This window comes from Arcanobacterium hippocoleae (assembly GCF_031456295.1).
In the GTDB taxonomy this organism is placed as follows: Bacteria; Actinomycetota; Actinomycetes; order Actinomycetales; family Actinomycetaceae; genus Arcanobacterium_A; species Arcanobacterium_A hippocoleae.
Genome location: NZ_JAVDUJ010000001.1, coordinates 41,487 through 65,589 on the forward strand (window position 1 = coordinate 41,487; position 24,103 = coordinate 65,589).

Below are 24,103 nucleotides of genomic sequence, written 5' to 3' on the forward strand. Positions count from 1 at the left end.
ACATTCATGGCTTCTCTTGGATCCATGACCACCACCATCGACCTTATACAGCCAAGGGTTATCCGCGATAAGGCGGGGTTCACCACCACGCGCGATGAAGTGAAGGCGACGGTGCGGGCGCAGATCGAGGTGCGGCACGCATCGAGCGCGTGGGTGAACCGGGCAGCGTACTCAAAGGCCGACGTCCTCTTCCGCATCAGATCTTTTCCCGGACTGTCCGTGACCACTGATATGGAGATCAGTGGCCCGGATGGGCGGTATGTGATCGACGCCGTCGAGGTCATCGGTAGATACGTGGAGATTCTTGCCCACCAGACCACGCCCGAAGGAGACGCCCATGGCTAGAGTTCAGATTCGCTTGCCGAACGCGTTCATTGATTCCCTCAACGCCGCCAGCCGTGTACTGGAGTATTCAGCTGATGAGGTACTCAAGGCGGGAGCCGCCGTAGTCGAGCCGCGTATGCGAGCAAACCTCACGAGCGTAATCGGCCGGAACACCAAACAGACATCACGCTCGACAGGGCAACTACTCGCAGCACTGGGCACAACGAGCGTGAAGGTGAACAGTCGAGGTGATCACAACATTAAGGTCGGCTTCGCTGAAAACCGGCGTGACAGCAAAGCGAATGCGTTGATCGCCAACGTCCTCGAACACGGCCGCAGCAATCAGCCTGCACGCCCGTTCCTTGCACCCACACGGTCGCAAACACGGCGTGGTGCAATCGAGGCCATGAAAACGACGCTCACGGCGCGGATCGAGCAGGTGAGACAATGACCGCATTACTAGAACAGCTCACGAATATTGCTGACAAGCTCGACCTACCATTCGAAATCGGCTTGTTTACTACAACACCAGCGCCAGATACGTATCTGGTAACAACACCACTGGCTGACGTGTTGGACGTGTTCGCCGACAACCAGCCCAGCGTTGAGGTTGAGGAAGTCCGCCTCGCACTCTTCACTCGCGGAAACTATCTCGACCTGCGTAGCCGCATTACCCGCGCCCTGCTCGACACTGGACTGACGATCATTGCCCGTACCTATGTCGGCTTCGAAGCGGATACCGGATTTCACCATTACGCGATAGATGTCGCAACCCACCACACCTACACATGAAGGAGCATTACTCATGGCGACTATTGGTTTAGACAAGCTCTACTACGCCACCATCACTGAAAACCCCGACACGGGCGAGGAGACCTACGCCAAACCCAAACCCCTCGCCAAAGCCATCTCCGCAGAACTCAGTGTTGAGGTCGCTGAAGCGATTCTGTATGCCGATGACGGGCCGAGTGAGATCGTCAAGGAATTCAAATCCGGCACCCTGACTTTGGGTATTGACGATCTGGGTGGTGAAGCAGCCGCAGCCTTGACGGGTGCGACCGTGGATTCCAACGGGGTGCTCATCTCCGCTTCCGAGGACGGCGGGGCTCCGGTGGCGATCGGTTTCCGAGCCGCACGCTCTACGGGGAAGTATCAGTATTTCTGGCTGTACCGGGTCAAGTTCGCCCTGCCCACCGAAACCCTGGCAACTAAAGCCGACTCGATTACGTTCTCGACACCCTCGATTGAGGGCACGATTTTGCGGCGTAACAAACCCGATAGTAAGGGGCGTCATCCGTGGAAGGCAGAAGTGCTAGAGGGCGCAACCGGCGTCAAGCCCGAGACGATCACGAACTGGTATGCCCAGGTTTATGAACCCGCCAGCACCACATCTGAAGCCTAAGGAGCATGAGCCATGACAACCAAGAAGAAGACTGAATCAGTTGTTGACCCAGGGCGCTCCGCCACTGTCAGCATCGGCGGTACCGACTGCGAGCTTGTCTTGACGACGAAAGCCACGCGGCTGATCGCTGAGCGTTACGGCGGGCTCGAACATCTGGGTAACGCCCTGGAAATCTCCGACGATCTGGGCAAGACGCTCGGTGAGGTGATTTGGTTGATCACGCTGCTGGTCAACCAGTCCATCCAGATACACAACCTGCGCCACCCAGACGACAAGCGCCCAGAGTTGACCGAGGACGAGGTTGAACTACTCACTGTGCCTGCTGATCTGGCGGATTATCGTGGCGCGATCGCCGAAGCCCTCCAGCGCGGAACACGACGAGACATCCTTACCGAGCCAGCCCCAAAAGCACCAGCAGCGGACGCATAGTCGAAACCGACAATGCCGTGTTCACGCGGCTGACATATATCGGCATGGCTCACCTTCACCTATCGCGGGTGGAGGTGGGCTTAACCGTGTTTGGGGAACTCTTGGATCTGGTCGACTGCTGGCGACTCGAAACCGGCAGAGCCCAACCGCTACGTCAATGGTTCATCGACGACGTGATTCCTGCCGGGATCTAGATACTATTCCAGTGGGCTTTTAGTTCGTGAGCGAATTGTGTGGGCATTGATTGATGCCATTGATGACCCGCGTCTGGCACAACGATGAGGCGGGCTGGTGGGATCTGTTGGCTGATGGTGCGGGCGGCAGGAAGATTCGCGCGGTCTTTCACACCGCACGCAATCGTTGTTGGAACCGTGATATTTCCAAGCTCTGGCTCGAAATCAATGGCTGATATTTGACGCAGGATTTCCAGCAACTGTTGCTTGGAAATCTATGGTGGGCACACGAGACGCTCAGGCAAGACTCGCATGAGAACGCTTTGAATGCGCATCAATGCTTTAGGCGGGCGTGCTTGAGGAGCTGAAAGAAACAGGGAGCGAACCATGTGCGGGTGCCGAATTGCCAGATCAAGACCCATAACCGCGCCAAGAGATAGCCCAACCACGTCGACTGGATCATTCAGTGACGCGGCGAGTTCGTCCGTGCGCTCATGTAACGACCATGGCGTTCCTGATGGCTGATCGACAACAGTGGGCGTGAGCGCGTCAATGCTCTCGAACTCGTTGATGACGCCATTCCAGGCTTGCGGGGTCTCGCCGAGTCCGTGGAGGAAAAGTACCGGAGTGCTCATCGCTGCAAACCACGAGTGGCAAGATGCCACGCTACAAGCCCGATCGCACATATTGCGAAACCTGCTGCATTAGCGACGCCCGTGACGGGATGCACGACACCGCTCATCCACAAAACAGCGAAAACGACCGTACCGATGACGAGTAAAGCAAACAACGGCCATACCCACCGGCGATTAGTTACAAAATTGGCCCACACGATTCCTCCTCATCCTCTAGCCAATTTTAAACCCCAGCAACACGAAGGAATACAGACCTATGGCTGACTCCAGTTTTGGTTTGAAGATCGGGCTTGAGGGTGAGCGTGAGTTCAAGCGCGCGATCACGGATATTAACCGTGAGATGCGAGTGCTCGGCTCGGAGATGAAGCTCGTAGCCTCCTCGTTCGATAAGAACGACCAGTCCGCCGAAGCCCTCACCGCCCGTAACCAAGTGCTGGGCAAAGAAATCGAAGCTCAAAAAGCCAAGATCGAGACCCTACGCGCCGCACTCGAAAACTCCGCCACGAGCTTTGGTGAGAACGATAGCCGGACGAAGAACTGGCAAATCCAGCTCAACAACGCAGGCGCTGAACTCAACCGGCTCGAAAGTGAACTCAAATCGAATAATGACGCCCTGTCGGATTTCGGGGACGAAGCAGACGGTGCCGGTGACGATGCTAAAGACGCCGCCAAGGACGCGGGCAAACTCGAGGGCGCAGTCGATGATCTCGGCGACGAGATGGACACCACCAGCTCCAAGACCCGCATTTTCGGCGACGTGTTGAAAGCGAACCTCGCCTCCGAAGCCATCATCGCCGGAGTCAAAGGTATCGGGCATGCGATCGCCTCGATCGGTCGCGGCATGGCCGAAGCCTTGAAAGAGGGCGTGGAATACAACGCCCGCATGGAGCAATACTCCACGTCCTTCACCACGATGCTCGGCGACCAAGCCAAAGCCCAACAGCTCGTCAACGATCTGAAAGTCCAGGCGGCGAAGACTCCGTTTGGTATGGAGGACCTCGCGGGCAACATGCAAACCCTCCTGAGCTTCGGCATGAGCCTGGAGGATGCGAAAAAGCACCTCAACGAAATCGGCGACATCTCCCAAGGAGATGCGGTGAAGATGGAATCGCTGACCCTTGCCTTCGCCCAAATGTCCTCGACCGGCAAACTCACGGGTCAGGACTTGCTGCAGATGATCAACGCCGGATTCAACCCCCTCGAAGAGATCAGCCGCAAGACCGGCAAGAGTATTGGTGAGCTCAAGGAGGAAATGGCCAACGGCGCAATCAACGCTGACATGGTTGCGGACGCGTTTGCTTCTGCCACGGCTGAGGGCGGCCGCTTCTACGGGGCTATGGACGCCCAATCCCAAACCTTCAGCGGGCAGCTCGCAACAATGCAGGACGGGATCGAAAACCTCAAAGGCCTCCTCGCAGGCGGAGTCTCTGAGGCGTTGGCTGGGTCGGTGATGCCGATGGTCAACGGCTGGATCGACGAACTCACCGCGGCGTTCGAAGAAGGCGGAACACCCGCCCTCATCGACACCCTCGGCACCGTCTTACAGGAAGCCCTAGCGTTTATTGCTGAGCAGTTGCCGATGGTGGTCGAGACCGGCATGTCCATCCTCACCGCCCTGTTAGAAGGCATCATCGAGGTGCTCCCGCAGGTGGCCGAGACGGCGGTGACGCTGATCATCGCTTTAGTAGAAGCAATCATCGAAACGTTGCCGTCTTTGTTGGAGGCGGCGATTCAGATCATCGCCACCCTCGTCTCTGGCATCAGCGAAGCACTACCGGAACTGGTTCCGGCTGCGGTGGAGATGCTCATGGCTTTAGTGCAGGGCCTGGTCGATAACCTCCCGTTGCTTCTTGATGCGGCGTTGCAGCTCATCACCGGCCTGGCAGAGGGACTCATCGCAGCGATCCCCGTCATCATCGAAGCCCTCCCACAGATCATCACCGGCATAGTGACCTTCCTCGTCGGGGCGATTCCACAAATCATCGAAGCAGGAATCCAACTACTCACCGCCTTGATCGGGGCGCTGCCTCAGATCATCACAGCAATCGTCGCAGCACTCCCACAGATTATTACTGCGATCGTGGGCGGCGTGGTCGGCGCAATCCCACAACTGATCCAAGCAGGCATTCAGTTGTTGACGGCGTTGATTGGGGCGCTACCGCAGATCATCACGACGATCGTGGCCGCGCTCCCGCAGATTATCGGAGCTATTGTGTCGGCGATTGGTGGGGCTATCCCGCAACTCGTCCAAGCAGGCATCCAACTCTTGACCGCGTTGGTACGAAACCTGCCGCAGATCATTTCCACAATCGTCGCAGCAATCCCATCGATTATTTCTGGGATTGTGTCTGCTGTTGGGCAGGGCGTGTGGCAGATGGTGGAGGCGGGTAAGAACCTCGTCTACGGCCTGTGGAATGGCATCCAAGGCTTGGCGGGCTGGTTGTGGAATCGGGTCTCGAACTGGGCAAGCGGGATATGGGACTCGATCACCGGCTTCTTCGGCATCCATTCACCGTCACGCAAGATGGCGTGGGCAGGACAGATGCTCGTTGAAGGCCTCGCAGGATCCATCCGCACGGACGGCAACAAAGCCGTCACCGCCGCTACTGGTTTAGCTAGGGACACGATAGACGCCTTCGCCGACCTTGAAGACGGGCTGAGCGTCCCGATCGAGACGATGGCAGACCTGCAGGTACCTGCCGTTGACCTCACCCCACAACCCATAGCTATCAGTCGCGATACGAGTGGCGGTGCTGATAGTGATCGTGTGGATGTCGCTGGGATCGTGGACGCGACTGCGAAGCGGATCCTCGGCTCGCTCGACATTAGCGTGACGTTGTCGGATGGGACGCTGGTGGGCAAGCTCGCACCCGCTCTCGACAAGCAACTCGCGCGCCTTGATCGGCGGCAGACTGTGATGGCAGGAGGCTACTGATCATGTTTGGCTTCACCCTGAACAACACGGTGACTTCGGCGTCGCTTGGTCTGCGACTCACGGCACCGGTGGCGATTCCAGCAGCCGTCCGCGCGGTGGATGATATTGAGGTCGAAGGAAGAGCAGGTACCCTCACGCGCTTCACGGGCTGGGAGGATACCGAGATCGAGCTTGAGCTCGCCGTGTCTATCCGTGACGGGCTACACCAGTATAGACAGGCTTCTCACGAGCTGACGGGCGCGTCCATGATCGCGTTCACTGGTGAGTCGGGTGTGTATCGGAAGGTTAAGCACTGCGAAGTTGGCGAGCTGCGCCGGGAGCTGTCGGGGTGGGGTTTCTTCACCGTGCGCCTGACCTGCCAACCCTTCACTTACCTGACTGAGGGCTTGAAGTCGGTAACGATGTCGGAGTCGGGGACGATCACCAACCCCGGCCTACTCGATGCCGATCCGATCATCACCGTTACTGGCACCGGGGCGCTCTCGCTGACGATCAATGCGCGCGTCTATCACGTGAATTCGCCAGCAGGTTCCGTCACGCTCGACAGCGCGCGTCTCGTCGCACACGTATCTGGTCGCGTGCAGACCGATGCGCTCACCGACGCCTTCCCAACCTTTAAGCCTGGTTTGAATCGGATCACTCTCGGCACCGGCATCAGCAAGATCGTGATCACGCCGAACTGGCGCAACCCCTAACACCCAACTCACGCAAGTTCCGATGGTCATCCCTTCGTGGGGTGGCCGCTATTTTTGTTTGGAAGGCTCCTCATGATTACGGTTCACGACCGCACCGCCACCACATTCACCACCACCGGTCTCGGCGTCCTCGACCGGGAAATCATCAACCCGATCGTGGTCGAGGAACTCGGCGGCGAATTCTCCCTGACCTTCACCTACCCAGCAGATGGACCTGCAGCCCAGCACCTGACGCTGGAGAACATTGTGGCAGCGCCCGTGCCAGGACTGGAGCAACGTCAAGGTTTCCGCATCTCCGAGGTTGTCACCACCCTTGACGGCATGCTCGAAGTGAGCGCGTTTCATGTCTTCTATGATCTGGCGGAGAACCTCATCGCCGACACCTACGTGGTCAACAAGACCGCCAAGAGCGCACTCACTCAGATTCTTGGCGCGGCAAACACGAAACACGGGTTTACTGTTACCTCATCGGATACGGTGACGCGGGCATCGGCGCGGATCGTGCGCATGCCCATCGCCGCCGCTCTCATGGATGCGGGCGAGGACAACACGCTCATCTCGCGTTGGGGCGGCGAGCTTACGCGTAATAACTGGCTGATCCATCACACGCCCATGCGCGGAGCCAACCACGGGGTGGTGATTCGTGACCGCAAGAACCTCACCGGCTTCGAATCATCCATTGATTTTTCGACGGTGGTGACGCGGATTCTTCCGGTCGGCTACAACGGCCTGCTCTTGCCTGAGCTCTATGTGGATTCGCCGAAGTTGGGCGATTATGTGGTGCCGCGTATCCGCGTCATCCGCTACGGACAAGTCAAAGCCATCACCGACACGGACAATCCGCGCGAAGGCGAACTCCCACTCGACCAAGCCCACTCTGAGCTGCGCCGACTAGCAGCAGCAGAATTCAGCGCAAGACATGTCGATGAGCCGTCCGCTTCGTACAAGATCCGCTTCACTGACCTTTCACAAACCCGTGAATACGCAGACCTCGCGCGGCTCGAAACCATCGAAATTGGCGACACCGTGACCGTCCGCCACAGTGATCTTGGTGTTGCGCTGACGGCACGGGTCGTGGCATACAAATACAACCCACTCACAGGCCAGTACATTTCGGTCGAACTGGGTTCTACCGCTCGGAAGTTCACGTCCGTCACCCGCCAAGTCAAGATCGCCATCAATACGGCGGTGGCTGCGTCGAATGCGGCCGGATTCGCGTTGGCTAGTGCGGATGGGAAGAACACCAACCACTACGGCAGCATCCAGCCCGCCACCGCGCAGCTGGGTGACACATGGTTTAAAAGCAACGGCGAAACCACAGAAATCTGGATCTACCGGCTCACCGACACCGGACAGCCCGGCTGGGTCGCCCTCGCCACCGATCTGAATCATGCCCAGGTTCAGGCTGAACTCGACGCCGCCCGCGCAGAGGTCAACCACGCCCTCGCCGCCGCACAAGACGCACAAACCGCCGCCGATGCTGTCGCCACTCAGATAGCTTCGGCGCAGGTCGATATTGACCAGGCCAAGACCGCAGCCGCTGGTGCTACCCGGTTGGCGCAGGATGCTCACAATATTGCGGTTACCTCGGATGGGCGGCTCACGGTTGCCGTTGTTGACCCGAGCGTAGCGGACGCGGCTGGCAGGCCAGAGGGCGCGCTGTGGCAAGTGCGCGTAGACGGAGTGATCGCCCGCCAATATCTCCTCACCAACAACCAATGGGAACAAACACCGGTGGGTGCCGCGATGATTGGGTCGAAAGCGATCAGCCAAGCACACATCGCAGATGCCGCCATCGGCACCGCACAAATCGCTGATGCCGCGATCACCGACGCGAAAATCGCCAACCTGTCAGCGAGCAAGATCACCACCGGCTACCTGGCAGCGGCACGCATTCAGGCTGGATCCATCACCTCGGACAAGCTGACGATCGCCAATGGGTTTATTACGAATGCGATGATCAAGGATGCGGCGATCACGGATGCGAAGGTTGGCAGCCTATCGGCGAACAAGATTACGACCGGTACTTTATCGGCTGCACGCATCGCAGCAGGGTCCATTACCTCCGATAAGCTGACGATCGCTAACGGTTTTATCCAGTCCGCGATGATCAAAGACGCTGCGGTCACATCGGCCAAAATTGCTTCGCTGGATGCTGGGAAGATCACCACCGGGACGTTGTCGGCGGCTCGGATTGGGGCGCGCTCGATTACGGCCGACAAGCTCGCCACCAACGCCATCCAAGTAGGGCTGGCAGGCTGGACGCAATCTATCAGGATTAGCCCATATCAAATCGCTTGGTATAACGGGGACACGCTGGAAGGCAAGATCACGAGTGCTGGGATGCAGTTTTGGTACGGAACCCGCTATATCGGCGAGTTCGCACGCAGAGCCCATAAAGATAAGCCCGATGTGCAAGGCATCGTAGGCCAGCTCGCCTATAAAGGCGACTACGTTGCCTGGACCTACCAAGACACCGAAGGCGGCAACTACTACACGTGCCTGACCCTTGACCCGAAAGGCTTGTTTTACGGCAAAGCCGGAATCCACCTCGGCTCCGACCTGCGTACTGGTGGTTACAAGTTCTACACCACCGGTTCACGCTACGTCACCTTGCAAGACTGCACGCTCACAGGCAGCGGCACGCACTCGGGCTGGGTGGGACAAAGCGGGCTGTCGAAAATCGTCTTCCACACCTACGACCTGATGGTCGTCACCAACGGTTCGTATTACAACATGACCCGCCTGTTCGATCGCACCAAGGATTTGATGAGCCGAGTGAATTCACTGATCTCGCTCCTTAACCACGGATGGATCACCACCATTTCACGCTCAGGAACAAACATTACTTGGCAGTACTACTCCAACACCGGCCTATCTACCATGTCTACCAACCTCGCATAAGGAAAGGAAACATCCATGGAAATCATGATCGCCAACCAGCATCTACAACCCATCGCAGACCTACTCACCAGCATGCCCTTGAAGTCCGCGCAGTCTCGTGCCCGCTCGAAACTGCTCACCTTGGTGAAGGAGGCGATTGCCCGGTTCGGGGAAGACGAATACGACCTCGTCACCGCCTACGCCACGCTCGACGAGCACGGCCGCCCAGTATTCGCAGAAGACGGAACCTTCGCCCTCGCCAACCCCGAGAAAGCTGGTGAGTTCCTCGATGCCCGCCAAGCACTACTCGCCTCGGTCGCTGAAGTCTCTGGCCCGACCTACGACGGCCACGACAAGGACGTGAAAGCACTTCTTGATGGCTATGACGGTGAGCTGTCTGGCGAAGCGGCCGAGGCCTACGACGTCCTCTACGACGCCATCACCAAGGACAACACATGAGCGCCGAGGAAGAAAAGAGCAAAGAACTCACCGAAGTCTCCGCTGATGAGTCAACGCCTGACGATGAGGTGCAGTTGCCGATCGTCCCAATTGAATCCGATGCCACGCCTGCACCACCAGCAGAAACCATCGAAACCCACGAACTCCCAGCACCCAAGGCGGGGTCGTTCGACTTGAGTCTGCCGATCTTGGAGGTCTTGACTGACCCGACCATGTAAATCGCTGCGCTACACCAATTTTTGATGCCTTCACCCCAGATGGGTGTGGGCAATTTTTTATGCCCACAGAAAGGAATCATTCCCATGTCTCTTCACGCCATCTGGCATGCCATCCAAACCGGCCTCGCCGGTGTCGGTGCTTGGCTCGCCGCCTACCTTGGAGGCCTCGACGGCCTCGTCTATGCCCTGATTGTTTTCGCTATCGCCGACTACATCACCGGCGTGCTGGCCGCCATCAATGAGCGTCGCCTCAGCTCATCCGTCGGTTTTAGGGGTATCAGCCGCAAGATCCTCATCTTCACTCTCGTCGGACTCGCCCATTTGATCGACGTCCACGTTCTCGGTGCACCCGGTGTGCTTCGTGCGGCGGTCATTTTCTTCTACCTGTCCAACGAAGGCATCTCGCTGATGGAGAACGCCACCCGGCTCGGCCTGCCTGTCCCTGCCCAAATGCGTGGGGCGCTCGATGCGATCGCTAACCGCGCCGAAACAAGACCCTCATTGACCGAAACGACCACTGAAAACACAAAGGAGAACTAGTCATGAAGAATTGGCTCGCGCTTGAGGCTGACATCGACCTCATCATGAACAAGCACTATACACCCGGCAGGAACGGTCGGCGGATCGATAAGGTGATCATCCACCACAACGCCGGAAACCTCACGATTCGTGGCTGCTATGACGTGTGGCAGTCCCGTCCAGCGTCGGCCCACTACCAAGTCCAATCCGACGGACGCATCGGCCAGTTGGTGTGGGACCGGGATACCGCCTGGCATGCAGGAAACTGGGTAGCCAACACCACCTCCATCGGCATCGAACACGCCGACATGACTAGTGATTCATGGGCTGTGTCGGAGGCGTGCCTTGATAACGGCGCACACCTCGTGGCCGCGATCTGCAAGTTCTACGGTCTTGGCCGCCCGGCGTGGGGGAAGAACGTGTTCGGACACAAGGACTTCTCTGCGACTGCTTGCCCGGCATCTCTTGCTGGCTCCCAGCACGCGGCATACATGGCCCGCGCCCAGTCTTGGTATGACCAGATGACCGGTAGCGCACCAGCACCTGCTCCTGCAGCGCCGAACATCGATGCCCTCGCAGATGCGGTTATTCGTGGCGAGTACGGCAACGGGGACGAGCGCAAGCGTCGCCTCGGAGCGAACTATGCGGCTGTTCAGGCTCGCGTGAATGAGAAGCTTTCCGGCAACGCGCCCACGCCAACACCCGCACCAGCACCAGCCACACCGAACATCGACGCATTGGCTGACGCTGTCATTCGCGGCGAGTACGGCAACGGGGATGAGCGCAAGCGACGCCTCGGAGCCAACTACGCCGCCGTCCAACAGCGAGTCAACGAAAAGCTCTCCGGCCGAACGCCCGCGAAGCCCGCCGCACCCAACATCGATGCCCTCGCTGACGCCGTGATCCGTGGCGACTACGGCAACGGTGAAGAGCGTAAGCGCCGCCTCGGAAACCTTTACGGTGCGGTGCAGGCGCGAGTCAATGCCAAGCTCGGCTACTAACCCCGCACGCCCCTGTGGCGTATTGAAGCCCCGTCATCACTGTGACTTCCCGGATTCTCGGGGAGCAGTTCATGGCGGGGCTTTTCATCATTCTTGAGGCTTTCTTACCCGTCCGGATTCGCAGGTGCCCGAGGGCGTATGGGCAGAAGGCTCACAACACCTCGGTTGAGGGGTTAACTCGGCACACATTCGTGGCCTTCTACTGAGAGGAGGCCAGTGATGGCGTTAGACGAGAGAGAAAAACAAGCAGCCAGGCGCATGCGCTTGGGCGGGCTCGGGTATAAGGCGATCGCTGCACGTCTTGCGGTCAGCCGCGACCAGATCCGCGCCTACGTCACCCGCACAGGTATCGAACCAACAGCGAAAGCTGACCCTGATGGGCGCTGGTGCCGCTGGTGCGGAATCAAACTGCCGCAACGCGCGGATGGGAAGAAACCATCATTTTGCTGTAGCGAGCATCGGCGGGCCTTCTGGCATACCCACCCAGAAGCAGGCACCCGTAACGCCTTCTATGAGTTCACGTGCGCCTACTGTGGTGAGGGGTTCGAGGCGTATGGGAATGCGGGGCGTAAGTACTGCTGCCATGCCTGCTACATCCGCCACCGGTTCGGCACCAAGGGTGGCAGTCGATGACAAAGAGCGTGTTTGATGCCGAGGTTGATCTAGCCAGGGTTGTGGGGTTCATTGATCGGCTCACTGACACTGGTGCACTGACCGACAGTGAAGCCCGCGTGGTGTTGACTCGTGTGGCGGGGGAATTTCCTGCTGTTGTTGGTGGGCTGATTTTGCGGGTTCGACTGGATAAAACGCGGGTTTAGAGCGTAGATGGATACAACCAGCTGAACCCCTTATTTATTAGGGGAAACGAGCAGTGTAAGGAGATTGAGATACATGGGTGAGATGAGGGTGATCCCGGCGAGACCAGCACGGCCGCAGCGGTTGAGGGTAGCGGCCTACGCGCGGGTGTCCACTGAGCACGAACGGCAATTGTCGTCGATCGCCGCCCAGGTGTCGTACTACTCCCATCTGATTCAATCCACCCCTGGGTGGGACTATGTCGGGGTGTTTATCGACGAAGGTATTACCGGCACCTCCACCAAGCATCGCGATGGATTCAAACGCCTCATGGACACCGCTAGGGCAGGCGGCATTGACGTTATTTTGACGAAGTCGATCTCGCGCCTTGCCCGCAACACTGTCGATCTGCTTGATGCGGTGCGCGAGCTGAAAGCCCTCGGGGTGGCGGTGCGTTTCGAACGCGAACAGATCGACACCCTCAGCGCTGACGGGGAACTCCTACTGACGCTGCTGGCATCGTTTGTGCAGGAAGAATCTCGATCCATGTCAAAGAACGTCAAGTGGGGGATCAGGAAGAAATACGCCGACGGGTCAGTGCATTCGCGCCAACCCTACGGCTACCAATATTTAGGTGGCGACCTGGTCATCATTGAGGCCGAAGCCAAGATTATCAGAAGGATATTCGCGGAGTTCCTCGCAGGCATCTCACCCGAAGCCACCGCCACCCGGCTCAACGCTGAAGGGGTCAAGCCCAGGCGGGGAGCCAAGTTTCGTGGGAAGACGATCCGCAAATGGCTCGAAAACGAAATCTACACAGGCCGCGCGGTGCTGCAAAAGTATTACCGTCCAAACGTTGCAGAATCGAACTGTCATACCAACACAGGTGAGCTGCCCCGCTATCTTGTCGACGAATCCCACCCGGCCATCATCGACCAAACCACGTTCGACGCCGTCCAAGCCGAACTTGTCCGCCGCAGGCACCTTGGACGTGGAGCCACACCCTCAGGTGGCACGACCGGGCTCACCTCACGGATCGAATGCTTTGTCTGTGGCAGGTTCTATCACCGACGAACTAAGACAGGCCGCCACCGTTCTTACAAGTTCTGGTGGTGCGAAACCGCAACCAAAGGCAAAGGCAACCCCTGCCACGCACCCCAAATCCGAGAAACCCGCCTCACCCGGATCTGCACCCATGTGCTCGGCTTCGATGCCTGGGACGACGACACGGCTCTGACCAGCCTGGCGAAGATCGTCGTCAACCCGGATCGCACGCTCACCATCCACACCACCCGCACCGAAACGCCAGTGACGGTGAAGCTGGACGAGAGGAGCACACGGTGACCACGACGCAGATTCGGCGGAAGCGGGTCACCGCGATCCCAGCCACGAAAACACCCGGCCACGCTACGGTGCTGGGTGTTCAGCGTCGGCGTAGAGTGGCGGCCTACGCGCGGGTATCCACCGAAGCTGAGGAACAAGCCTCCTCCTACGAGGCACAGATCGACTACTACACCCACTACATCCAATCCCGCACCGAGTGGGAATTCGCAGGTATGTATGCCGACGAAGGCATCACCGGCACGAGCACGAAACACCGCGAAGGCTTCAAAACCATGATCGCCGACGCCCTGGCAGGCAAAATCGACCTCATCCTCACCAAGAGTGTGTCCCGGTTTGCTCGCAACACCGTCGACTCCTTGACCACCGTGCGCAAGCTCAAAGACGCAGGCGTGGAGGTCTACTTCGAAAAAGAAAACATCTGGACACTCGATTCCAAAGGCGAACTGCTCATCACCATCATGTCCAGCCTGGCGCAAGAAGAATCCCGCTCAATTTCCGAGAACGTCACCTGGGGCCACCGTAAACGCTTCGCCGACGGGAAAATCATGGTCCCCTACGCTTCACTGTTGGGCTACAAGAAAGGCGATGACGGAAACCTCGCCATCGACGAAACCCAAGCCCCGATCGTGCGGCGCATCTACGCCACCTTCCTAGAAGGCGCAACACCTCAAACCATCGCCAAAGAACTCACCGCTGATCAGATTCCTACACCGCGTGGCAAACAAATCTGGTCGCCATCCACTGTGCGATCGATCCTGACCAACGAGAAATACAAAGGCGACGCGCTGCTCCAAAAGAGCTTCACTACCGACTTCCTGACCAAAACCATGAAAGTCAACGAAGGCGAAGTACCCCAGTACTACGTCACCGGCAACCACGAACCCATCATCACCCCAGCCACCTGGGACGTGGTCCAAGCAGAACTCGCCCGCCGCGCAGGCAAAGGCACCTCCAATACCCACCCCTTTGCCAACAAGATCACCTGCAGCGAGTGTGGTGGCTCGTTCGGGAGGAAAGTGTGGCACTCCACCAGCAAATACCGCCGCTATATCTGGCGCTGCAACAACAAATACAAGAAAATTCATCGTTGCGCGACACCCCACGTCACCGAGGAGCAGATCAAAAACGCCTTCGTCGCCACCCTGGCTGAGCACGTCACCAACACTGACGTTCTCGATAACACCATGTGCCTGCTCGACGAAACCGTCTACGACACCCGCGAGTTGGAAACTCAACAGGCCACGCTAGGGGAGCGGATCGAAGAAACGATCACGCTGATGAACCAACTCATCACCACCGCAGCAGCCACAACCCACGACCCCGACGACTACGACCGCCACTACCACCAGCTCGAAACCCGACACCGCCAACTCGAGACCGAGCACCAGCACATCACCGACAAGATCGACGACCTGCGCCACCGCCGAGCACAAGCCATCAAAGTCCACGTCTACCTCGCCACCCTGCCACCACTCGCATACAGCGACCAAGCATGGAACACCCTCGTCGACCACGCCATTATCAACACTAATGGAGCCATCAGCGTCATCTTCAAAGACGAACAATCGGCCAGCTAACTCGCTCACAGCAATAAAACCAGCAATTCCTACCCCGTCTTTGGAAAACACCCCCTACCGAATGAATCTGCCCCCAAGCCAGTCTTGTATCAAAATGAACGTGTAAGTAACCATTAGGACGCTCATTTTGATACAAAGTATCGAGGTGAGCGTCTTTTGTTGTGCGGGCGGTGTTGGTGCTTGTCAGGGCGGTATTGGTGGTTGTTTTGAGGCGGTTCTTGCCCTGTCTTTGGGGCGTTTGGTGAGGGGTTGCGGCGGGGTTTTCGACCCCTTTTGCCGTCGGTTTACGTGGCGTGGAGTGGTCGGTCCTTGTTGCCGCTAAAAAGTACGAGTTCCGCTAAAAAGTATGGGGTGTCGCTGAAAAGTATGGCTTGGTGCTAAAAGGTTTGGGTAAGCGTTAAAAAGTATGGGTCTGTGCCGAAGTTTGGGTCGGGAATGAGAGTGGATTGGATACAAAGTTAGTTTCGACTTTGGTGCGATTTGCTGAAGCTTATGGCTTGTGAGCACAGCAAAAGGATGATTCCGCAGGTTAGCGCTTAGTGCGTTGATGCGTGTGAAGAACTTGAGCCAGTTCGGACTAACGCTGGCATAAATAGCCAACTCCCCCTTACAAAGAAGTATGGGAGTAACGTCGAAAAGTATGGATAGCACCGAAGGTTGTCAACATTCCTCCGGTGCCCATACGGTGAGAGCTACAGACGTGTCTGAGACCAGCTTCTTACGTGGTCGGTCAACAACAATTGCGACAGAGTGCTTGGCGCGGGTTACTGCGACGTAGAATGAACAGGCGCTTTTGTCGTCGAGCTGCTGGTTCTTAAGGCAGAAATCCTGAATGGACTTCGTTGCGAGGATCATTACGCGTTCATAGGTGCGCCCTTTGGCGACCCCGAAGTTGATGGGGTGAAGCGCAGCTTGATCTTTCCACGATGCTTTTGAGTGGCGCAGGATGGTTGGCGCAAAGGCGGTGTAGTAACTTTCAAGGTCTTGTTTGGCTACAAGAAAGACGCCGTTATGAGATGAGCTCTCGTGCATCAACGATATGGTTGGAGCAAATTCGAGGCTTGCAGGAAAGATGGTGTCTGAGAATTCAGCAATAGCCTGGTTGAACCGATACGTTTCGGTTTTTTCTGTGATTTGTAGACATCCTTGCTTCTCGAACGCTCGATACCAATGGACAAGGTTTTGACGGTCTGCGCCTTTGTTCCTGTTTGATGACAGGCTACTGTCGAGTAGTGATTGGCGGCTGTCTCCCACAATTAGGCATCGAACATTTTCCTGCTTGAGGAGCTGGGCGATGACATCTAAGCCGCTACGGCTGATATCCTGGGCTTCATCGATAAGTATTTCGTCATATATTTGTGAGAGACGATTCTCTACAAGGCCATTAGCCTTGAGCATGATCTGTGTGGCAAGTTCTTCCAGATGATCTTTGTAAACGAGCCCATTTGTGGTGAAGTATCTCTGTGGGTCGGTTTTCTTTATGTACCGAATCTTTGCACGCGCTTCACCGGCATCAAAGATGAAACCATTGATCCTCTGCTTGGGGAACGCTAAGGGCAAGTAGGGACGGACTACGTGATGTAGGAGAAAGGCGTACCAGCCTTCTATCTCGGGGAAACGTCCAGATTGCGTAGTGCTAGTTTTAAGACGTCCTTCAATCTCGTCTTGACCGGCGAGTGTTAACGTGAGAATCAATCTCCGTGTATCGGCTTTCTCTTGTGCACAGTGGTCAATGATGTGCTGAGTCTTTCCCGACCCTGCACATGCATGAATGAAATGGTGCTTCATGGCTGCGCCTCGATTATTTTCTCGATGGCCATGAACGCTTCTTTGAAATACTCAGGTGGATTCAAGGTGTGATCCGATTCTGCGATTGCCAAAGCCGACTTAGTTTTATTTCCATTCTTTTGCATCCATAGCGCAATGGGATCTAACCTGACATTTGGGAAAATTTGTTTCAACAAAGCGTTGTTTCCTGCGCTTTCAATTTGGGGTTCAAGCGTGTTTCCCAAGTCTGGGTGGCCGACGAAGATGTAGCGCTTTCCTTTTTCGAGATAATCTCTAAAGCTATTTTGCCAATGCTCTATGGAATGCCCATCGTTATCTCTAAGGGCAAACAGCGGTTTGTGCAGTAATTTGGCCAGCTCGAAACATCTTTTGAAAGAGACACCGTTAACTGCCATGACATCAACTCCGCAGTCCAGAGGTTCTCGCCCGAAATAGTCATGAAAGAACCTATTAAAGATGATTTCGTCTGATGGTCCCTCGACGACGACCATGAGGTCCGCGAGGATCAATCGAAGTGTGTCAAATCCGGAGAGTTTTTGAAAATATTGAATTGTTTCGCTTTCAAGGGACTCGAATCGAGCTGGATGCCCATTGGAGATCAAAGTGATTTGGTTGAGTCCAAGTCGGTTAAGAATATAGGAGCTATGGGTTGTAATGAATACTTGTCGGCCGTGAGAAGCCTCTTGGATGTAGGAAATGAGCTGACGCATCCGAGTATGGCTGAGGTGATTCTCTGGTTCCTCGACAAAGATGAGACTGCTCTCATTAGCGTTTCGCCCTAACGCAAGAATCGTTTTCGCCACAGACTGGTTTCCTTGTCCTGCCATTGACAGCGGCACGGAATCAATGTCTGGAATCAAAGTGCTTTCCCATGAAGCCGACCGTGATTGGTCGACTTGCAAACCAACCACTGCCCCAGGGATTGAGTGGCTTTCATCACAGAGCGTGCTGTTCAACTCCTGCAGAACATCGCGGCCGAGCGTTGCACGGAGTTTTCGGTGCTCAACAGACACTTTGCTCCGGTCCTTGGAATCAAGCCGTGTCTCAAGAATTTGTCTCGTGTAATAGTTGATACCGCGTTCGGATTGGATTGTGCGACTGTCGATTAGCGAAACAATCAGGTCTTTCGGTCGACGCAAGACTGGAAATCCTGCAAAACTTAGCCATTCGACTATGTAATATTCGGCTGGCAGGATTTCAGGGCAGTCCTCTTGTTTGACATACTCGTTGAGCTCTTGCGTGTATTCGGGATCGGGATGTGCCCATATGGAGAGGCCTACAGAATCTTCGTTTGCCATGTTATTGACGCCCCGGAGCTTCTGTAGCTCTCCCTTCTCTGTATCGAAGTAAACATCGATACGGAATTCAGGAGCAGTTTGGTAATTACGGTCAAGAGGGTCTTTAGAGAAGAACTCACTCACCAGTTGTTGATTGAACCAATACGGGTTGAGGTAATCTGTAGCTCGCGTACCATTGACGTGTCCGGTGAGTGCCAGTGTTATCGCTTCGATAAGTGTTGACTTGCCAGCTTCGTTTCCGCCAACGATGATGTTGGTTCCAGGTGTGGGTTCAAACGTAAACTCTCTGAATCTCCGATAACCAAGTATTTGTACCTTCGATAGTATTGTCACTGCGCTACCACCTGTTTGATGAGTGCGACGATGTCGTCGTGCTTGAGCTGTGGTGCGAACTGGACGTTGATGTTCTCGTCGCTGATGGAATCGAAGAATTTCTTGGCTGCCTTGAACCGTAGCTTCTCTGACTCGCGTAGGTCGGATTGGGCGTTGACGTCTTTTGTCTCGATGACGAAGTTCAGTGACATTTTGCCGTCTGCGCCTTTGAGTACGTACATGAAGTCTGGGCTTGTAGTACCACCGAAATAGACAGGGACACGAATGGATCGCCTGGGGATCTTGCCGTAGACGACGACTTCGTCGAGCGCGTCGGAGTCTTGGATGTTGTCCTTTTCTTTCGGCGAGTCGTAGACGAACGCGTCGTAGAGGAACTTGTTTGGCACTTTCGCGCTGGTATCACGGTAGATGCCGATGTTGCCCTGGACGATGTCTCGTAGCGGCTTCCCGTCTGGTTCGGTCAGTGCTGTGGCTCCTAGTGGCGCGTCGATGCGCGTGTAGGAGAAGCGGTTGATGAACTCGCGTTGCATCCATTCATGGAACTGTGCGACGAATTTGGCGAGCGTAGCCTTATTGAAAAATTCCTCCGGCAACGGGTGCTTGGCGTTGTAGCGCACAAGACCGGCATTGATCGCCCGGATAGGCAAATAAGTCTGTAGGTAGGCAGCTTTGAGCCAGTCTCCATAGGTGAGCGTGTCATCGACGGAGAACACAGCCTTAGTTGATGCCTTTGCAACGAGCCCGCCATCATTGTCATGCTCGATTGTCTCTTGCATGAACCGCCTCACCTGAGCGGTGTAGATTCCTGAGTCCAAAATGTCGTCGATACAGCTGTCGATTTCTTGCTCAGTGAGGTTGTCGAGCCGCAGGTAATACTTGGCATTCACGGTCTCCCACAAGTCTTTAAGCTCGGCGTAACGCCCAGAGCGGATACCCACTTTGGTTTTGGTCTTGTTCGTCACCACCTTATCGGGCTTGAGTTTGCCCACATTGAACTGCGGATAAGACTCCAACAGTTCTGATTCTCTTCCCTCAATAATGTTTTTGTCCGTATCGACAAATCCAGCCTGTAAGAGGCGAATAAACAAGTCGGTTTCTATAATTCCGAGCTCTGCCGCGACCTTGGGCAGGAGTTCCTTCACTGACGGTGTTGCCACTGTAGCGTCAGAGTTGATCTCGCCAATTAGCGCGTTTGCAAACGACTTCTCGGTGTAGTCGATCAGGTAGGTGAGGTAGAACTGTTCGTTTGCAAGCCGTGTACCGTTCACGTCTACAGGCAAGCGCAGACCGCGTCCGACTTCTTGAAGCTTGGAAATCTCTGAGCCCGAGGAACGGAGTTTGACGATCTGGAAGACGTTCGGGTTATCCCACCCCTCACGCAGCGTCCACTTCGAGAAAACGAAGCGCATCGTATTGGGTGTGCCATCCGGATTCGTGAAAGAGAGCAACGCCTGCTTGTCTCGCAGGATTTGATCAACCTCAGCTTGGATCACTTCATCACTCGAAGAATTATCCGCCGCAAAGTAGCCGCCATTCGTTGCCGTCACATCCGTCAGTGACGCACGCAGATAGGCAGCGTACTCCTTTCCGACTGTGGATGCGTCGTTCTTGTGTTCCTCAATCTGCTCGTTCAGTTTCGCGGTGAGAAGTTCATGGAACCGTGCACGCAGATGTCCTGGCCCATCCTCACCACGGTAGGATTCAATCGAGTCGATGAAAAACAGTGTGAGTGTTTTAACCTTGGTGGAGCGACGGAAATTTTCCCACTCGGCTTCGAAGTGATTATCGAGCGCTTGTTTCATCATCAAGCTCTGGTACGTCTCTGAATACACACGGCTAGCCACAATATCGCCCGTCGCGAGGATTTGCCCGTTCGACAACGTAACACCGGATTTGATCAACGTGTTCTCGGTCTTGCCCACACCCTCAACTGTGAGACCAGCGAAATCGCCATCGACATCGCCCAGGGATTCACCTACTCGCAGCGTGATGGACTTGCCGGTATCGAGGTTATTGAACGTGACACTCTTCGGTTTTGAGCGCGACATACTAGTGAGCTTAAGCCGCACGGACTCACCGCCGTCATCTTGCGGGTACTGTATCGCCACACCCTTAACGAGTTGCTCGTTGAACGCCTCAATCGACCCGAGGTTAAACACAAGATTGTTGTAATCCGTCGCCCCTGATTTATCTAACTTCGGGAATGTTGCACCGAACCGGAAGATAGCTTGTGGTTGGATCTGCTCAAGCAGCACTTGATAGGCCTTGTTCTCGCGGCGGAACCTGTGCGGCTCGTCAATGATCACCACTGGGCGGGTCATCGCCAATGCCTCATACGGTTGGCTCGACATGCCCAGCACTGTATGGTCGTACACGGTTGCCATCGTCGCTTTCGACTGCAACATCCCGTCCGTCATCAACAACGCGCTAATACGGCCTTTCGCTAAGCGGGAGGTCTGCACGAAATTTGAAATCGCCGAGGGGAACATCTTGCGGCCCTTGCGTCGCTTCTGTGGATCAAGCACCTCCAGATCCAACTTATAGCGACCACCGTAGGTGTCATCAAAGTACTGGCGGGCGTAGTCCGCTTTCATGAACGACCGGGTACCTTCTTTGATCGGCGTCGAGGGCACCAGAATGATGAACTTGTGGAACCCGTAAAGCCGGTTCAGCTCAAACATCAACTGCGTGTACACCAAGGTTTTACCAGTACCAGTCTCCATCTTGATATCCACGCCCAGCACACCATCATCGCTGCGGGTACGCCACGCGCGCGGCACAGCCGCCACCCCGTCAACAGCCCCAGCCTGTATCTGCGCGATGTTATGTGCAATCTGCGGATTACTCACCTCAAAAACCGGATTCGCTTCCGCAGGACTAGTGAAGCTCAAATCAACACCAGCGAATACACCAGTCGCCGCTTTCAACGCACGCTGTTGATGCTCAAGGGTTTGAAGCCTAATCTGCATCGCCCTACAGCCTCTCAATCACAGACACGATACGACCAGATTTCAGCACCGAGAGGTTTTTCTTCAACTCATGCATCACCGAAAACGTCACTGAATACCCAAACACCACAACCCGAGAAACCGCAAGATCCCCGTTCTCAAGCAGGCGAACAAGCTCCACCACGTCATCACTCGTCAAACCCGGAGAGATGATATAAGCAGAATCTCCGCACACATCCAGCTCGTAGCTCTCCAGCCGCACTTTCTCAGCAGAGGTTGTTAGCCCGTAACCGTCCTTCACCAACCACGTCGCCAACACAGTGTCATGCCCGGGCGTACCGTTCAGGTCGAATTTTGAGACATAATCCCCAGCTAGCAACGTACCGTCCTGCTTCGGATCAAACGTCAGCAGATCATCAAGAACCTGCCCAGACGGCTCCTCCAAACGATACAAGCGGAACCCATAATCAATATCCGCACCAGTCTCACCCTTAATCTTCGCAGCAGCACGCTTAATCCGCTCACGACCAATCTCGTCAATCGTGCGGTAACCAGCATCATAAGCAGGTTTCTTAGGATCAATACACTCTGGCAATTGAACGAGAATAAAGCGACGATTACCATTATCTTCAGCGTTGAGTTGCATCAAAGCATCAGCTGTTGTTCCAGAGCCAGAGAAGAAATCCATTATCACAGCTGAGGAGTCCCAGTGGAGTGAGATTAGATATTTAACTAGAGCAGTCGGTTTTGGCTGTGAGAACACCTTATCTGAATTAAGTAGAGCCGCAAGTTCCTTTGTCCCATGGCTGTTATATCCCACGTCTTCAGTTCGCAAAAGGGCGTCGCCAGGCTGTCCTTCCTGTACTGTCCACAAGTACCGCTTAGCAGAAGGATTGCCGTCTTTGGAGAAAACAATCTGTCCGGTCGCCTCCATCGATCTGAGCGTTTCTTCTGAGTACCTTGGGAAAGATCCTTCTGGTGCTGTCCAGATAATCCCATTCTTAAAGGTGTACGTGTACGGCTTCGCATAGTTTCGTGCGTAGATCGGATCTAATTTATATGGCCCTTTACCGTCCTGGTCATCACGGTTGTATGCCTTTGATTTGTCGTACTTTGCGCGCAGTCGAAACCGATCGTCGCTAACGTATGTATCCCTATTTGTGAGGCTAACTACGACAAAATCTGTATTTTCATTCATATCTTCGGAACTATTGCGAACGGTATGCAAAGCTTTTCGAGTAAGCGTTGCGACTGCATTTTGTTCTCCGAAAATCTCATCGCAGAGTAGTCTCAGATTCGCAAGTTCATTGTTGTCGATACTGATGAATATGACTCCATCGTCGGAAAGCAACTGTTTAGCGAGCTGGAGACGCGGATACATGAAGGTGAGCCACGCGGAATGTGAGGACTTGCCTTGAAGGTCAAGTACTCGTTCTGCTTCGTCTTCGCTGAGACCGATCTTGTCGACAAGCTGTGCAGATGTGAATCCGAAGTCGTCGTTGTAGATGAACCCATCGGAGCCTGTGTTGTAGGGCGGGTCGATGTAGATGCACTTGACTTTGCCTGCATAGGAGCCGAGCAGGTGTTTGAGGGCGTCGAGGTTGTCGCCGACGATATAGAGGTTTTCGGAGTCCTTGTTTTCCGGTTGGCTATTGTGCTCTAGATCTGGAACGACAACAGTTTCAGTCTCAGTGGAAGTTAGATACTTGGCATAGGATTTACCAAGGAATTTCAGTTCGTAGCCCTCTTTAGTAAGGTTTACCCCCCCCCGCGTGAGGCAGGCTTGGAATTTATCGAGCATAAACTCGCCGTCTTTGTCGAAATACTCTGGCAGTGTTGCACGCAGCCGCTCGATGTCAAATTCGTTCGGGGTAACGGTTTCGTTGTATTCGTGAGCGTCACGGATCATTGTGCGATCTCCTGTTCGTTTGGGACGACTTCGCAGATGTCGTTTATGTCGCATTCTAGGGCGGTGCAGATCCTGGCGAGGACGTCTGTGGTGACGTTGCCATCACGTCCTAGTTTGGCGATGGTGGCTGGTGATAGGCCGGTTGCGTGGCGTAGGTCTTCTCGGGTCATGTCGCGGTCGATGAGGAGTTTCCACAAGGGTTTGGAGGTGATGGTCAATTGGGTTCGGCTCCTTGTGTGGTGGTTGTTCAAGGTCGAGGCTGGTGCTTGGTTTGCAACTACACCGGGTCACCGTGAACGTGAAGGCCTTACTCACATGCTACCGCTTGGCACTGACTTTAAGCTGTTTGACACCTGACGGGTCGAGTTACTCGTCTCACAACCCTGATTGCTCCACATGAGTGGTTTGCACCCACAATCAGCCTTGTATCAAAATGAA

General features: G+C 55.4%; 24 protein-coding genes. 17 read left to right on the forward strand and 7 right to left on the reverse strand.

Features of this window, described 5'->3' with window-relative positions:
- The first annotated feature begins 6 nt into the window (after positions 1–6).
- The 6 genes from J2S36_RS00210 (at position 7) to J2S36_RS00235 (ending at position 2,564) form a co-directional block, all read left to right on the forward strand.
- The gene (locus J2S36_RS00210; protein ID WP_309954391.1) at positions 7–345 is read left to right on the forward strand and encodes a phage head completion protein; all 339 of its coding nucleotides are present in this window, start codon (positions 7–9) and stop codon (positions 343–345) included.
- Positions 338–775: an HK97-gp10 family putative phage morphogenesis protein gene (locus tag J2S36_RS00215; protein ID WP_309954393.1), complete on the forward strand. Its 438-nt coding sequence runs from the start codon at positions 338–340 to the stop codon at positions 773–775. Before J2S36_RS00210 ends, J2S36_RS00215 begins: the two co-directional genes overlap by 8 nt.
- A complete protein-coding gene (locus tag J2S36_RS00220) occupies positions 772–1,116 on the forward strand; it encodes a hypothetical protein (protein ID WP_309954395.1) in 345 nt (114 codons plus the stop codon). The genes J2S36_RS00215 and J2S36_RS00220 overlap by 4 nt, the downstream gene beginning before the upstream one ends.
- Before the next feature lie 13 nt (positions 1,117–1,129).
- Positions 1,130–1,726 carry a major tail protein gene (locus tag J2S36_RS00225; RefSeq protein ID WP_309954397.1) on the forward strand — a complete coding sequence of 199 codons (597 nt, stop codon included), beginning with the start codon at positions 1,130–1,132 and terminating at the stop codon, positions 1,724–1,726.
- Positions 1,727–1,738: 12 nt separating this feature from the next.
- Positions 1,739–2,155: a hypothetical protein gene (locus tag J2S36_RS00230; protein WP_309954399.1), complete on the forward strand. Its 417-nt coding sequence runs from the start codon at positions 1,739–1,741 to the stop codon at positions 2,153–2,155.
- 247 nt (positions 2,156–2,402) lie between these two features.
- Positions 2,403–2,564, forward strand: a complete 162-nt coding sequence (locus tag J2S36_RS00235; RefSeq protein ID WP_309954401.1) for a hypothetical protein — start codon at positions 2,403–2,405, stop codon at positions 2,562–2,564.
- Positions 2,565–2,603: 39 nt separating this feature from the next.
- Here the strand turns inward: J2S36_RS00235 and J2S36_RS00240 are convergent, their stop codons facing one another.
- On the reverse strand, positions 2,604–2,993 hold the full coding sequence (locus J2S36_RS00240; RefSeq protein ID WP_309954403.1) for an alpha/beta fold hydrolase: 390 nt from the start codon (positions 2,991–2,993) through the stop codon (positions 2,604–2,606).
- A complete protein-coding gene (locus tag J2S36_RS00245; RefSeq protein ID WP_309954405.1) occupies positions 2,960–3,160 on the reverse strand; it encodes a hypothetical protein in 201 nt (66 codons plus the stop codon). Before J2S36_RS00245 ends, J2S36_RS00240 begins: the two co-directional genes overlap by 34 nt.
- Positions 3,161–3,219: 59 nt before the next feature.
- Between J2S36_RS00245 and J2S36_RS00250 the strand changes: the two genes are divergently transcribed.
- From J2S36_RS00250 to J2S36_RS00305, 11 genes are all read left to right on the forward strand, one after another.
- A complete protein-coding gene (locus J2S36_RS00250; RefSeq protein WP_309954408.1) occupies positions 3,220–5,898 on the forward strand; it encodes a phage tail protein in 2,679 nt (892 codons plus the stop codon).
- Positions 5,899–5,900: 2 nt separating this feature from the next.
- Complete coding sequence (locus J2S36_RS00255; protein WP_309954409.1) at positions 5,901–6,593, forward strand: hypothetical protein; 693 nt, start codon at positions 5,901–5,903, stop codon at positions 6,591–6,593.
- Between the two features lie 72 nt (positions 6,594–6,665).
- Positions 6,666–9,497 carry a phage tail spike protein gene (locus J2S36_RS00260; RefSeq protein ID WP_309954410.1) on the forward strand — a complete coding sequence of 944 codons (2,832 nt, stop codon included), beginning with the start codon at positions 6,666–6,668 and terminating at the stop codon, positions 9,495–9,497.
- Positions 9,498–9,512: 15 nt separating this feature from the next.
- Positions 9,513–9,935 (forward strand): DUF1617 family protein, encoded by a 423-nt coding sequence (locus J2S36_RS00265; RefSeq protein WP_309954412.1) that lies wholly within the window; start codon positions 9,513–9,515, stop codon positions 9,933–9,935.
- A complete protein-coding gene (locus J2S36_RS00270) occupies positions 9,932–10,153 on the forward strand; it encodes an acetyl-CoA carboxylase (RefSeq protein WP_309954414.1) in 222 nt (73 codons plus the stop codon). The genes J2S36_RS00265 and J2S36_RS00270 overlap by 4 nt, the downstream gene beginning before the upstream one ends.
- A gap of 84 nt (positions 10,154–10,237) precedes the next feature.
- Complete coding sequence (locus tag J2S36_RS00275; protein ID WP_309954416.1) at positions 10,238–10,693, forward strand: phage holin family protein; 456 nt, start codon at positions 10,238–10,240, stop codon at positions 10,691–10,693.
- A gap of 2 nt (positions 10,694–10,695) precedes the next feature.
- The gene (locus J2S36_RS00280; RefSeq protein WP_445344337.1) at positions 10,696–11,673 is read left to right on the forward strand and encodes an N-acetylmuramoyl-L-alanine amidase; all 978 of its coding nucleotides are present in this window, start codon (positions 10,696–10,698) and stop codon (positions 11,671–11,673) included.
- 219 nt (positions 11,674–11,892) lie between these two features.
- The gene (locus tag J2S36_RS00290; RefSeq protein ID WP_309954418.1) at positions 11,893–12,306 is read left to right on the forward strand and encodes an RNA polymerase subunit sigma-70; all 414 of its coding nucleotides are present in this window, start codon (positions 11,893–11,895) and stop codon (positions 12,304–12,306) included.
- Positions 12,303–12,491: a hypothetical protein gene (locus J2S36_RS00295; RefSeq protein WP_270975908.1), complete on the forward strand. Its 189-nt coding sequence runs from the start codon at positions 12,303–12,305 to the stop codon at positions 12,489–12,491. The genes J2S36_RS00290 and J2S36_RS00295 overlap by 4 nt, the downstream gene beginning before the upstream one ends.
- 73 nt (positions 12,492–12,564) lie before the next feature.
- Positions 12,565–13,812: a recombinase family protein gene (locus J2S36_RS00300; protein ID WP_309954420.1), complete on the forward strand. Its 1,248-nt coding sequence runs from the start codon at positions 12,565–12,567 to the stop codon at positions 13,810–13,812.
- Positions 13,809–15,389: a recombinase family protein gene (locus tag J2S36_RS00305; RefSeq protein WP_309954422.1), complete on the forward strand. Its 1,581-nt coding sequence runs from the start codon at positions 13,809–13,811 to the stop codon at positions 15,387–15,389. The genes J2S36_RS00300 and J2S36_RS00305 overlap by 4 nt, the downstream gene beginning before the upstream one ends.
- A gap of 660 nt (positions 15,390–16,049) precedes the next feature.
- Here the strand turns inward: J2S36_RS00305 and J2S36_RS00310 are convergent.
- From J2S36_RS00310 to J2S36_RS00330, 5 genes are read right to left on the reverse strand one after another with little or no spacing between them, the layout of a single operon-like run.
- Positions 16,050–17,177, reverse strand: coding sequence for a UvrD-helicase domain-containing protein (locus J2S36_RS00310; RefSeq protein WP_309954424.1), 1,128 nt, complete (start codon positions 17,175–17,177; stop codon positions 16,050–16,052).
- Complete coding sequence (locus tag J2S36_RS00315) at positions 17,174–18,808, reverse strand: ATP-dependent nuclease (RefSeq protein ID WP_309954426.1); 1,635 nt, start codon at positions 18,806–18,808, stop codon at positions 17,174–17,176. The genes J2S36_RS00310 and J2S36_RS00315 overlap by 4 nt, the downstream gene beginning before the upstream one ends.
- Positions 18,805–21,777 (reverse strand): type III restriction-modification system endonuclease, encoded by a 2,973-nt coding sequence (locus J2S36_RS00320; RefSeq protein ID WP_309954428.1) that lies wholly within the window; start codon positions 21,775–21,777, stop codon positions 18,805–18,807. Before J2S36_RS00320 ends, J2S36_RS00315 begins: the two co-directional genes overlap by 4 nt.
- Before the next feature lie 4 nt (positions 21,778–21,781).
- Positions 21,782–23,665, reverse strand: a complete 1,884-nt coding sequence (locus tag J2S36_RS00325; RefSeq protein WP_309954430.1) for a site-specific DNA-methyltransferase — start codon at positions 23,663–23,665, stop codon at positions 21,782–21,784.
- The gene (locus J2S36_RS00330; protein WP_309954432.1) at positions 23,662–23,883 is read right to left on the reverse strand and encodes a helix-turn-helix domain-containing protein; all 222 of its coding nucleotides are present in this window, start codon (positions 23,881–23,883) and stop codon (positions 23,662–23,664) included. Before J2S36_RS00330 ends, J2S36_RS00325 begins: the two co-directional genes overlap by 4 nt.
- Positions 23,884–24,103 lie beyond the last annotated feature (220 nt).

What these genes read in the sequence shown, in the direction of transcription:
- J2S36_RS00210 (WP_309954391.1), top strand. Translation starts at nt 7, where the DNA reads ATGGCTTCTCTTGGATCCATGACCACCACCATCGACCTTATACAGCCA.
- J2S36_RS00215 (WP_309954393.1), top strand. Translation starts at nt 338, where the DNA reads ATGGCTAGAGTTCAGATTCGCTTGCCGAACGCGTTCATTGATTCCCTC.
- J2S36_RS00220 (WP_309954395.1), top strand. Translation starts at nt 772, where the DNA reads ATGACCGCATTACTAGAACAGCTCACGAATATTGCTGACAAGCTCGAC.
- J2S36_RS00225 (WP_309954397.1), top strand. Translation starts at nt 1,130, where the DNA reads ATGGCGACTATTGGTTTAGACAAGCTCTACTACGCCACCATCACTGAA.
- J2S36_RS00230 (WP_309954399.1), top strand. Translation starts at nt 1,739, where the DNA reads ATGACAACCAAGAAGAAGACTGAATCAGTTGTTGACCCAGGGCGCTCC.
- J2S36_RS00235 (WP_309954401.1), top strand. Translation starts at nt 2,403, where the DNA reads ATGCCATTGATGACCCGCGTCTGGCACAACGATGAGGCGGGCTGGTGG.
- J2S36_RS00250 (WP_309954408.1), top strand. Translation starts at nt 3,220, where the DNA reads ATGGCTGACTCCAGTTTTGGTTTGAAGATCGGGCTTGAGGGTGAGCGT.
- J2S36_RS00255 (WP_309954409.1), top strand. Translation starts at nt 5,901, where the DNA reads ATGTTTGGCTTCACCCTGAACAACACGGTGACTTCGGCGTCGCTTGGT.
- J2S36_RS00260 (WP_309954410.1), top strand. Translation starts at nt 6,666, where the DNA reads ATGATTACGGTTCACGACCGCACCGCCACCACATTCACCACCACCGGT.
- J2S36_RS00265 (WP_309954412.1), top strand. Translation starts at nt 9,513, where the DNA reads ATGGAAATCATGATCGCCAACCAGCATCTACAACCCATCGCAGACCTA.
- J2S36_RS00270 (WP_309954414.1), top strand. Translation starts at nt 9,932, where the DNA reads ATGAGCGCCGAGGAAGAAAAGAGCAAAGAACTCACCGAAGTCTCCGCT.
- J2S36_RS00275 (WP_309954416.1), top strand. Translation starts at nt 10,238, where the DNA reads ATGTCTCTTCACGCCATCTGGCATGCCATCCAAACCGGCCTCGCCGGT.
- J2S36_RS00280 (WP_445344337.1), top strand. Translation starts at nt 10,696, where the DNA reads ATGAAGAATTGGCTCGCGCTTGAGGCTGACATCGACCTCATCATGAAC.
- J2S36_RS00290 (WP_309954418.1), top strand. Translation starts at nt 11,893, where the DNA reads ATGGCGTTAGACGAGAGAGAAAAACAAGCAGCCAGGCGCATGCGCTTG.
- J2S36_RS00295 (WP_270975908.1), top strand. Translation starts at nt 12,303, where the DNA reads ATGACAAAGAGCGTGTTTGATGCCGAGGTTGATCTAGCCAGGGTTGTG.
- J2S36_RS00300 (WP_309954420.1), top strand. Translation starts at nt 12,565, where the DNA reads ATGGGTGAGATGAGGGTGATCCCGGCGAGACCAGCACGGCCGCAGCGG.
- J2S36_RS00310 (WP_309954424.1), bottom strand. Translation starts at nt 17,177, where the DNA reads ATGAAGCACCATTTCATTCATGCATGTGCAGGGTCGGGAAAGACTCAG.
- J2S36_RS00320 (WP_309954428.1), bottom strand. Translation starts at nt 21,777, where the DNA reads ATGCAGATTAGGCTTCAAACCCTTGAGCATCAACAGCGTGCGTTGAAA.
- J2S36_RS00325 (WP_309954430.1), bottom strand. Translation starts at nt 23,665, where the DNA reads ATGATCCGTGACGCTCACGAATACAACGAAACCGTTACCCCGAACGAA.